1 protein-coding gene is annotated in these 414 nt (G+C 73.9%); it reads right to left on the bottom strand.

The genetic code is table 11. The features are described from left to right. On the bottom strand, nucleotides 1–260 hold a 260-nt coding region (locus OO69_RS48275; protein WP_199811178.1), incomplete at its 3' end, for a DoxX family protein. Nucleotides 261–414: the final 154 nt, after the last annotated feature.

The raw sequence follows: 414 nt of genomic DNA, 5'->3' as shown, positions 1-414 counted from the left end.
TGCGCGGCGAGCGCGCCGGCGAAGAAGAGGACGAGGCCGGCCGCCGCCGCGGTCCCGAGCGGCCCGGCGCCCAGCAGGCCGGCCAGGAGCCCGGCGGCACCGGCCGCCTTGAGACCGGCCAGCCACGGGAGCCAGGACGCGGGGACCCCCACCTCGGCCGAGTTGGCGAGGACGAACCGGGCACGCAGCAGGTCCGCGACGGCGATCCCGGCATGCGCGACGATCGCGGCGACACCGACGACCACATAAGCGGTGAACACGGGCTCCCCTTCCAGCAGCAACCTGCGTCCAGCCTCACCCCCGCCCGCCGCGACGTCCAATACCTGCGTCTATAACCTGGTGGAATGGACGTCGCGGCGGGCGGGGGTGAGGCTGGACGCAGGTTGCTGCTGGAAGGGGAGCCCGTGTTCACCG

Source organism: Streptomyces sp. NRRL F-525 (genome assembly GCF_000716605.1).
Classification (GTDB): Bacteria; Actinomycetota; Actinomycetes; order Streptomycetales; family Streptomycetaceae; genus Streptomyces.
Note: the sequence above shows the minus strand (reverse complement) of the source record. Positions and strands in the feature narration are given on the sequence as shown.